This window comes from Tumebacillus permanentifrigoris, from assembly GCF_003148565.1.
GTDB lineage: Bacteria > Bacillota > Bacilli > Tumebacillales > Tumebacillaceae > Tumebacillus > Tumebacillus permanentifrigoris.
Map to the genome: position 1 here is coordinate 51763 of NZ_QGGL01000022.1, position 8883 is coordinate 60645.

The 8883-nt window shown below is 54.5% G+C and carries 14 protein-coding genes; 13 read left to right on the top strand and 1 reads right to left on the bottom strand.

The annotated features are described in order from the left end of the window. Nucleotides 1-20: 20 nt before the first annotated feature. The 12 genes from infA (at nt 21) to C7459_RS20040 (ending at nt 7109) form a co-directional block, all read left to right on the top strand. Nucleotides 21-239 (top strand): translation initiation factor IF-1, encoded by a 219-nt coding sequence (gene infA / locus C7459_RS19985; protein ID WP_038092324.1) that lies wholly within the window; start codon nt 21-23, stop codon nt 237-239. Between the two features lie 26 nt (nt 240-265). Further along, nucleotides 266-379 (top strand): 50S ribosomal protein L36, encoded by a 114-nt coding sequence (gene rpmJ / locus C7459_RS19990; RefSeq protein ID WP_018131305.1) that lies wholly within the window; start codon nt 266-268, stop codon nt 377-379. 70 nt (nt 380-449) lie between these two features. Beyond that, nucleotides 450-818, top strand: a complete 369-nt coding sequence (gene rpsM, locus C7459_RS19995) for a 30S ribosomal protein S13 (RefSeq protein WP_109691051.1) — start codon at nt 450-452, stop codon at nt 816-818. 19 nt (nt 819-837) lie between these two features. After that, entirely contained in the window at nt 838-1245 is a 408-nt protein-coding gene (gene rpsK, locus C7459_RS20000; protein WP_109691052.1) for a 30S ribosomal protein S11, read from the top strand. Between the two features lie 82 nt (nt 1246-1327). Further along, nucleotides 1328-1960 carry a 30S ribosomal protein S4 gene (gene rpsD, locus C7459_RS20005; RefSeq protein WP_109691053.1) on the top strand — a complete coding sequence of 211 codons (633 nt, stop codon included), beginning with the start codon at nt 1328-1330 and terminating at the stop codon, nt 1958-1960. A gap of 86 nt (nt 1961-2046) precedes the next feature. Further along, a complete protein-coding gene (locus C7459_RS20010) occupies nt 2047-2991 on the top strand; it encodes a DNA-directed RNA polymerase subunit alpha (RefSeq protein ID WP_109691054.1) in 945 nt (314 codons plus the stop codon). A gap of 17 nt (nt 2992-3008) precedes the next feature. Further along, nucleotides 3009-3374 (top strand): 50S ribosomal protein L17, encoded by a 366-nt coding sequence (rplQ, locus tag C7459_RS20015; RefSeq protein WP_109691055.1) that lies wholly within the window; start codon nt 3009-3011, stop codon nt 3372-3374. A 102-nt stretch (nt 3375-3476) separates the two neighbouring features. Next, nucleotides 3477-4214 carry a tRNA pseudouridine(38-40) synthase TruA gene (gene truA, locus C7459_RS20020; protein ID WP_109691075.1) on the top strand — a complete coding sequence of 246 codons (738 nt, stop codon included), beginning with the start codon at nt 3477-3479 and terminating at the stop codon, nt 4212-4214. Between the two features lie 128 nt (nt 4215-4342). Further along, entirely contained in the window at nt 4343-4777 is a 435-nt protein-coding gene (rplM, locus tag C7459_RS20025) for a 50S ribosomal protein L13 (RefSeq protein ID WP_109691056.1), read from the top strand. A 17-nt stretch (nt 4778-4794) separates the two neighbouring features. Then, a complete protein-coding gene (gene rpsI / locus C7459_RS20030; RefSeq protein WP_109691057.1) occupies nt 4795-5187 on the top strand; it encodes a 30S ribosomal protein S9 in 393 nt (130 codons plus the stop codon). A 90-nt stretch (nt 5188-5277) separates the two neighbouring features. Further along, the gene (locus tag C7459_RS20035; protein WP_109691058.1) at nt 5278-5988 is read left to right on the top strand and encodes an N-acetylmuramoyl-L-alanine amidase family protein; all 711 of its coding nucleotides are present in this window, start codon (nt 5278-5280) and stop codon (nt 5986-5988) included. A gap of 44 nt (nt 5989-6032) precedes the next feature. Continuing rightward, nucleotides 6033-7109 (top strand): Mrp/NBP35 family ATP-binding protein, encoded by a 1077-nt coding sequence (locus C7459_RS20040; RefSeq protein ID WP_109691059.1) that lies wholly within the window; start codon nt 6033-6035, stop codon nt 7107-7109. A gap of 185 nt (nt 7110-7294) precedes the next feature. Here the strand turns inward: C7459_RS20040 and gerD are convergent, their stop codons facing one another. Next, entirely contained in the window at nt 7295-8158 is an 864-nt protein-coding gene (gene gerD / locus C7459_RS20045) for a spore germination lipoprotein GerD (protein ID WP_109691060.1), read from the bottom strand. Nucleotides 8159-8294: 136 nt separating this feature from the next. Between gerD and C7459_RS20050 the strand changes: the two genes are divergently transcribed. Then, nucleotides 8295-8864 (top strand): KinB-signaling pathway activation protein, encoded by a 570-nt coding sequence (locus tag C7459_RS20050; protein WP_109691061.1) that lies wholly within the window; start codon nt 8295-8297, stop codon nt 8862-8864. The last annotated feature ends 19 nt before the right edge of the window (nt 8865-8883 follow it).

The following is an 8883-nucleotide window of genomic DNA, read 5'->3' on the forward strand; positions in this document are numbered from 1 at the left end:
TCCGAAAGGGAGTGAACCAGGTGGCGAAAGATGATGTCATCGAAGTGGAAGGGAAAGTAATCGAACCCCTTCCGAACGCAATGTTCCGTGTAGAGCTCGAGAATGGCCATAAAGTTCTCGCACACGTATCTGGCAAAATCCGGATGCACTACATCCGCATTCTACCGGGGGACCGTGTAACCGTTGAGTTGTCTCCGTACGACCTGACGCGCGGACGGATCACCTACCGCTACAAATAAGGACTTACGGATAGGAGGAAATCGCGATGAAGGTACGGCCTTCTGTTAAGCCCATTTGCGAGAAATGCAAGATCATTCGTCGCAAAGGTGCCGTCATGGTTATCTGCGAAAACCCGAAACACAAGCAAAAACAAGGTTAATCGACAACTGCGCGAATCGCTGGTTGTTTCAATAAATCATGATCCAAACACTCGGGAGGTGTAACTGAACATGGCACGTATTGCAGGTATCGACTTACCGCGCGACAAGCGCGTCGAGATCTCTTTGACCTACATCTTCGGTATTGGTCGTAAGACTTCCAACCAAATCCTCGAAGCAACCGGCGTCGACAAAGACGTTCGCGTCAAGGATCTGTCCGAAGAGCAAGTAAACAAACTGCGTGAGTACATCGACAAAACCGTTAAGGTTGAAGGTGACCTCCGCCGTGAGATCGCGCTGAACATCAAGCGTCTGATCGAGATCGGTTCCTACCGTGGTATCCGTCATCGCCGTGGTCTTCCGGTTCGTGGCCAACGCACCAAGACCAATGCTCGTACTCGTAAGGGTCCGCGCCGCACTGTAGCTGGTAAGAAGAAATAATAAGGGGGGGAAATAGCACATGGCAAAAGTGAAAGCACGCGGTAAAGTTGCAACTCGTACGAAGCGCCGCGACCGCAAGAACATTGAAGTGGGCGTTGCTCACATCAAGTCGACCTTCAACAACACCATCGTCACCATCACCGACGTTCAAGGCAACGCGATCTCTTGGGCAACCGCTGGCGGCTCCGGCTTCAAAGGTTCCCGTAAGAGCACCCCGTTCGCTGCACAGTTGGCTGCTGAAACGGCTGCAAAAGCTGCGATGGAACATGGCATGAAGAGCCTCGAAGTCTTCGTAAAGGGTCCGGGTGCAGGTCGTGAAGCTGCGATCCGTTCTTTGCAAGCTGCTGGTCTCGAAGTCTCCATGATTAAGGACGTAACCCCGATCCCGCATAACGGTTGCCGTCCGCCGAAGCGCCGCCGCGTGTAATTGCGCGGGCGCTTCGCCCACCTAATCGAACGGAAACTTTAGGTTTGAAAGTATAATCCTAACAGGAGGTGTCAAGACTAGAATGGCAAGATACACCGGTTCTGTATGCCGTCTGTGCCGCCGTGAAGGTGTGAAACTCTACCTGAAAGGCGAGCGCTGCTACACCGATAAATGTGCCATCGACCGCCGTGCGTATGCACCGGGTCAACATGGCCAAGCATCGGCCCGCAAGAAAGTTTCCGAATACGGCACCCAGCTGCGCGAGAAACAAAAAGCTCGCCGCGTCTATGGCGTTTTGGAAAAACAATTCCGTGGGTATTATGAAGACGCTGCCCGTCGCAAAGGTATTACGGGTGAAACGCTGCTTCAGATCCTCGAAAGCCGTCTTGACAACGTCGTGTACCGTCTGGGCTTCGCTGCTTCCCGTCCGGAAGCTCGTCAGCTCGTTAAACACGGTCACTTCAATGTGAACGGCCGTCGCGTTGACATTCCGTCCTTCCTGACCAATGTTGGCGACGTGGTTGCTTTCACCGAGAAGTCCCTCGAGTCCCCGCGCGTGAAGGAACTCGTGGAAGTTGCTGAATCCAAAGCAACTGTGACCTGGCTCGAGAGAGACCTGAACACCAAGTCTGGCCGCATCGCTCGCGTTCCGGCACGTGACGAGATCGACGTTCCTGTTGTAGAACAAATGATCGTCGAACTTTACTCCCGCTAAGATTTGAGTGACTCGGCAGATCTTCACCCTCAAAGCCTTGGTCTCACACCAGATTGTTCGAGTTGTCGTGAAGGAGGGTTACGTGCATGATTGAAATTGAAAAGCCGAGAATTGAGACTGTCGAAATCAACGAAAACGGTTCGTACGGGAAATTCGTGGTGGAACCGCTGGAGCGGGGTTACGGGACCACCCTCGGGAACTCGCTACGGCGTATTTTGCTGTCGTCCCTCCCAGGGGCGGCTGCAACCTCCGTTAAAATCGAAGGAGTTCTCCATGAGTTCTCCACGGTACCGGGCGTTGTTGAAGACACCACAGAGATCATCCTCAATCTCAAACGGCTTTCGCTGAAGATCCATTCCGACGAGGAAAAAACGCTGACGATCGACGCTGAGGGTCCTGGCGTTGTGACGGCAGCCGATATCCGTGTGGATTCCGATGTTGACGTGCTCAATCCGGATCTCCACATCGCGACTTTGGCCGATGGCGCGCGCCTCTTCATGGAGATTGCGGCGAACCGTGGACGTGGTTATGTCCCGGCAGACCGTAACAAGAAAGAAGACATGGAGATCGGTGTCATTCCGATCGACTCCATCTACACGCCGATCGAACGCGTGAACTACACCGTAGAGAATACCCGCGTCGGACAGGTAACCAACTATGACAAGCTAACTCTCGAGGTCTGGACAGACTCTAGCATCCGTCCTGACGAAGCAGTCAGCCTGGGTGCAAAAATTCTGACTGAACACCTGATGTTGTTTGTGGGCCTGACCGACAAAGTTCGTGATACGGAAATCATGATCGAGAAGGAAGACGACAAGAAAGAAAAAGTCCTCGAGATGACCATCGAGGAGCTGGAGCTTTCTGTACGTTCCTACAACTGCTTGAAGCGCGCTGGTATCAACACGGTACAAGAGCTGTGCTCCAAGACAGAAGAAGAGATGATGAAAGTCCGTAACCTCGGACGCAAGTCGCTCGAGGAAGTGCAAGAAAAACTGCATGACCTCGGCCTCTCGCTCCGACAAGAAGATTAAAGAAGGAGGGAAACAACGTGGCATACAGAAAGCTGAACCGCCGTTCCGGTAACCGTAAGGCATTGTTCCGCAGCATGGTAACCGACCTGTTCATCTACGAGCGTATCCAAACCACCGAAGCAAAAGCAAAAGAACTGCGCGGTGTTGCGGAAAAACTCATCACTCTGGCTAAGCGTGGCGACCTGCACGCTCGCCGTCAAGTTGCGTCCTTCGTTCGCCCGGAAATCGCGAATGAAGAAACCAACCAAGACGCTGTTCAAAAACTGTTCTCCGAGATCGCTCCGCGCTTTGCTGAGCGTCCGGGTGGCTACACTCGCATTCTGAAAGTCGGCCCGCGCCGTGGTGACGGTGCTCCGATGGTGTTCCTCGAACTCGTTGAATAATCTTCAATGTGAGACGATGCGAGAATGCGTACGAGGTTTGCTGGCACCAGCAAGCCTCGTTTTGTGTATCCGCTCGTCCCTTTGTGGAGGGAACAGATGGAGATGCGAAACGTCAAGTTGATCCTCTCGTATGACGGCACGGAATTCCACGGGTTTCAGACCCAGCCCAACCTGCGTACTGTGCAAGGCCTCTTGCAGAGTACGCTGGAAGGCATCGTGGGCCACTCCGTTTCCATCATCGGTTCGGGGCGCACCGACGCTGGTGTGCACGCCAGAGGGCAGGTGGTGAACTTCTCGACCTCGTCGCGGGTCCCAATCGAGAAATGGCCGATCGTGTTGAACACGAAGCTCCCAGACGACCTGGTGATCCAGGACGCAGAGCTCGTGCCAGACGACTGGCATGCTCGTTTTCATGCGACGGGCAAGGAGTATCGCTACCGAATCGACCGAAGCCCTTATACCGATGTGTTCCTGCGCAAGTTTTGCCATCATGTTCCGTACCCGTTGTGCATCGAACCGATGAGGGAAGCGGCAAGGCAACTCGTAGGTCGACACGATTTTACGAGTTTTTGTGCGGCCAATACGCCGGTGACTAACAAAGTCCGTCATCTGTACGCGGTAGAACTGATCGAGGAGGGCACGCTGCTCACCATCGTTTGTCGAGGAGAGGGATTCCTCTACAACATGGTGCGCATCATCGCGGGCACACTCCTCGATGTCGGCCGCGGGAAACTGTCCCCCGACGAAATCCCAGGCATCCTCGCGGCGTGTGACCGCACGCACGCAGGTTTGACCGCACCAGCCAAGGGCTTAACGATGTGGAAAGTATTTTATACGTAAAAAGGGTTGAGATACCTTGACTATTCGGGGTTTCTCAGGTAGAATTATGAATGGTATTTTACAGCCCTTGCTACTCCCACTAGCCCCGGCTATTAAATACAACAGCAACATTTAGGAGGGAAATCCCCATGCGTACTACCTACATGGCGAAACCGAGCACTGTAGAACGCAAATGGTATATCATCGACGCAGCAGGCAAAACTGTTGGTCGTCTGGCATCTGAAGTAGCAAGCATCCTGCGTGGTAAGCACAAGCCGGACTTCACTCCGGGCGTAGACAACGGTGACTTCGTCATCCTCGTCAACGCAGAGAAAGTTGTCTTCACCGGCAAGAAACTGCAAAACAAAATCTACTACACCCACTCCCTGTATCCGGGCGGTCTGAAACAAACCACCGCTGCGACCATGCTCGCAACCAAGCCGGAACGCGTTCTCTACAACGCTGTCAAGGGTATGCTTCCGCATAACTCCCTCGGCCGCAAGCAGTTGACCAAACTGCGCGTATACGCTGGCACCGAGCATTCGCACGCTGCACAAAACCCGACCGTTTGGGAAACGAAGTAAGAGGAGGTTCCACTACAATGGCACAAGTTCAATTTTGGGGTACCGGCCGTCGTAAGCACTCCGTTTCTCGCGTACGTCTCGTACCGGGCGATGGCAATGTAATCATCAACAAGCGCACGATGGACAACTTCTTCGGTCTTGAGACCTTGAAGCTCATCGTCAAGCAACCGCTCGTATTGACCGAAACCCTCGGCAAGTACGATGTTGTCTGCAACGTAAAAGGCGGCGGCATGTCCGGCCAAGCTGGTGCGATCCGTCATGGTATCGCTCGCGCTCTTCTCAAAGTTGACCCGGAACTCCGTGGCGCTCTGAAAAAAGCTGGCTTCCTGACCCGTGACCCGCGCATGAAAGAACGTAAAAAATACGGTCTTAAAGCTGCTCGTCGCGCTCCGCAGTTCTCCAAGCGTTAATTTTGGAAAACATCAAGAAGGACAACCATTCGTGGTTGTCCTTCTTTTTTTATACCTGGACGCATAGGATGGTCAAGGAGGTGACCACATATGCGGATGGGACGTTTTGCTCTGACGGTAGTGTTTTTCCTGATCGGTGTGATCGGGTTGTATAGCGGTCTCGGGCAGTTTCTGACACAGCCGATGTTCTCGTGGGCCTTGCCGCTCAAAGGTGAGGTGATCGCCCTCGATGCCGGGCACGGCGGGGTCGATCCTGGGGCGGTCGGGCCGGACGGGGCCTTGGAGAAGGGGGTCACGTTGGCGGTGGCAACGAAGCTCCAAGATCTGCTGACACAGGCGGGCGCACATGTGGTGATGATCCGTGACGATGACCGGGACTTGGCTCAGGAACAACTCAAGGGTTATAGCCGTCGAAAAAGCCAAGACTTAAAGGAGCGCGCTCGGATCGTCCGCGAAGGGGATGCTGGGTTGCTGATCTCCTTGCATTGCAACGCCGTAACGGACCCTACGGTCACGGGCACGCAGACTTTGTATAATGGGGAGTATGAGGAAAGCAAATGGCTGGCGACGGAGATCCAGACTGCGTTTCAGGAGACGTTGGGCCTGTCGCGGGAAGTGACCCGCCGGGACGACATCTACGTGCTGAAGCGGGCGATGAAGCCTGGTGCGTTGGTGGAGCTTGGTTTCATCTCCAATCCCAAGGAAGCCGCGCTTTTGCAGGACAGCGGTCATCAGGATCTGTTGGCGCTCAGCGTCTACAAGGGCATCGTCAGCTATTACGCGCATGTCAAACAGCGGTAGTAGTGGTATACTAGGAATGTTTATTTTGTAGGAGGTGTTGGTTCATGGTGACGAGAGAGGCGATCTTGGACGCATTGCGTCCGGTACAGGATCCCGAGGTACATAAAAGCATTGTTGAGCTGGGCATGGTCCGCAACGTCGAGATCACAGGCGACCACGCGAACGTTGAGGTTGTTTTGACGATCAGCGGTTGTCCGCTGCGCAACAAGATCGATTCGGATGTGCGGGAAGCATTGGGCACGGTAGCGGGCCTGAAGAGCTTCGACTTGAAGCTGGGTACGATGACCGACGAGGAGCGTTCGAAGTTCCGTTCGGTGCTCCGTGGCGGTGTCCCAGAGGACCAAGCGGTCACCCCGGCGCTGCTGGCACCGGATACCCAGACGCAATTCGTGGCGGTGGCCTCGGGCAAGGGGGGCGTTGGCAAATCGACCGTCACGGCCAATCTAGCGGTCGCGTTGGCGCGGCAAGGCTATCGTGTGGGCATCATCGACGCGGATATCTATGGGTTCTCGATTCCGGGGATTTTTGGGATCGGGGACAAAAAGCCGACGGTGATCGACAACTTGTTGCTGCCGGTGGTGGCACATGGTGTGAAGATCATCTCGATGCACTTCTTCGTGCCGGACAACCGTCCGGTGATCTGGCGTGGGCCGATGCTTGGCAAAATGCTCCGCAACTTCTTTGCCGAAGTGCATTGGGGCGACATCGATGTGCTGTTGCTCGACATGCCGCCGGGGACGGGGGACATGGCGCTGGACATCCACCAGTTGCTGCCGAAGTCCAAGGAATTGATCGTGACCACGCCGCAACAGAACGCAACAGAAGTGGCGGCGCGTGTCGGGACGATGGCGTTGCAGACGCAGCATCAGATCCTGGGTGTGGTCGAGAACATGTCGTTCTTTGAGCACAAAGGGGAGAAGCACTATATCTTTGGCAAGGGTGGCGGCGAGCGACTCGCACTGGAGCTGAAAACTGAGCTCCTGTCGCAGATCCCGCTCGGTGTCGCGCAGGAGTCCGGCGACGGTATCTACGCCCCGGAAACACCGCAGGGCCTTGCGTATGCACACCTCGCCAAGACTGTCGGTCGTCAACTGGAGATTGGCGCGACCACAGGTAAGTAAGACGAGAAGCTAGTTGCCTGTACGGTGACCCACAAGCTGGACACTTTGAAAAAAGTGACCCATTTTTGTGGGTCACATTTTGTTACCACGAACAAGACAACAAAATCAAAAAAGACCCTGCGCAACTCCACAGGGTCTTGCCGGAAGCCAAGAGTTTGTTGCACTCGACAGGGTCTCTCGGCACGTTATTTCTTGCCTCCGCCACTGCTACCTGAGCCACTGCCGCCTTCTTCACTGCTGGAGCCGCCGCTCTCTGACTTTTCGCCGCTTTCCTCGCCTTCTTTTTTCTCGCCCTCTTTCTTGTCGCCCTCTTTCTTCTCGCCTTCCTTTTTCTCGCCTTCGCCTTCTTTTTTCTCTTCCTTGCCTTTTTCTTCTCCGCCGCCCTCTTTTTTCTCGCCAGTAGAGGAGGTTTGCGCTTGACCTGTCGCTTTCTGCTGGTTCGGGGTGCGCGATTCGGTGCCTTGGCGGATCGCTTCCTTCACCAGTTCCATGTACATCAGACGGAATTCCGGGTTCTGCAAGGACTGCGTCATGATGTCCATCGTCTGCTTGCGATACTCCGGTGTCTTCATCAGGTCGTACAGCGTCCGTGTGAAGTCGGGCGACTTCAGCAAGGTCAGCATCATCTCCTGATACTCCGGGTCGTTCATCAGCGATTTCAAGATCTTCTCATTGTCTTTCTGAAAGGTCTTCGCAATCGCAGTAGCAAACTTCGGACTCTTCATCTGTTCCATGAGCGTATAATGACTACTGGAGTCGGTCAGCGCTTTTTGCATCGCGACCGACACATCAGCTTCGTTGATCGCCAAACTGTTCTTGAATTGCGGGTCACGCACAATGTCTTTTAATGTATCGAGGCCTTCCTTCGTATGAAGTATGTCGAGGACCATCTGCTTCGTTTCGTTATATTGAGCACGCGTATCGCTCGACTGCGAGGCGGTACTGGCACTGCCGCCGCTTCCGGAACTGCCACCTTTGGAACCGCAACCGCTGATGGCGACGGTCATCGCCAACGCGATCATCGTTCCGATCTTCCAAGGGCGTTTCATTGGACGTCACCCCCTGCTGCTAGGATTGGTATGACAGTAGTGTGTGTCAGTTGTGCGAACGTATACCCCGGTACATATCGCCAATTGTGCGTTTGTGATATGATAAGAGCAGTTTTTTACAAGCAGGAGGCTGTCAATGAACCTTCGCAAGTTTTTCACCCTGTTCTTTTCCACGGCTCTGGTCGGTTTGATCCTCGGTGGGATCACGACGGCGACCGGACTGTTCGATGTGAGTCCTGTGTTTGGAACCTTGCTCGGCGGATTTCTGTCGGCAACTACGCTGATGGGCTTTTGGGCGTATCTGACCTTGAACTTCACGATGCGCAGCTTCATCTCGTTTCGGATCTGGGTTTGGATTCAAGTGCTCTTGATCGCGCTCGTCGTCTATGACCTGATCTACTTCCGCTGGCTCTCTGTCGCTGGTGGGGAAGGCTCGCTGTTGCCGTTCATCGGCTATGCGCTGTGGCCACTCGCGGCCGCACTGGTTGGAGCGTACTTCAAGGGTCGGCTCTCCGGGATGCGTTCGTTCATCCCGTCCGTCTTTTATCTGTACGTGTTCACCTCGCTAGAATGGTTCGTCGCGCTGAAATCGGGCGCGATCACCCAGATGACCCAAGTCGGGATCATCCTGCTGGCGTGCAACGTCTACATCCTGTTCATGTACACGCGTCTCTTGACGAAACAACAACCCTCACCAGCGCGGTGAGGGTTTTGTTGTCTGCTAT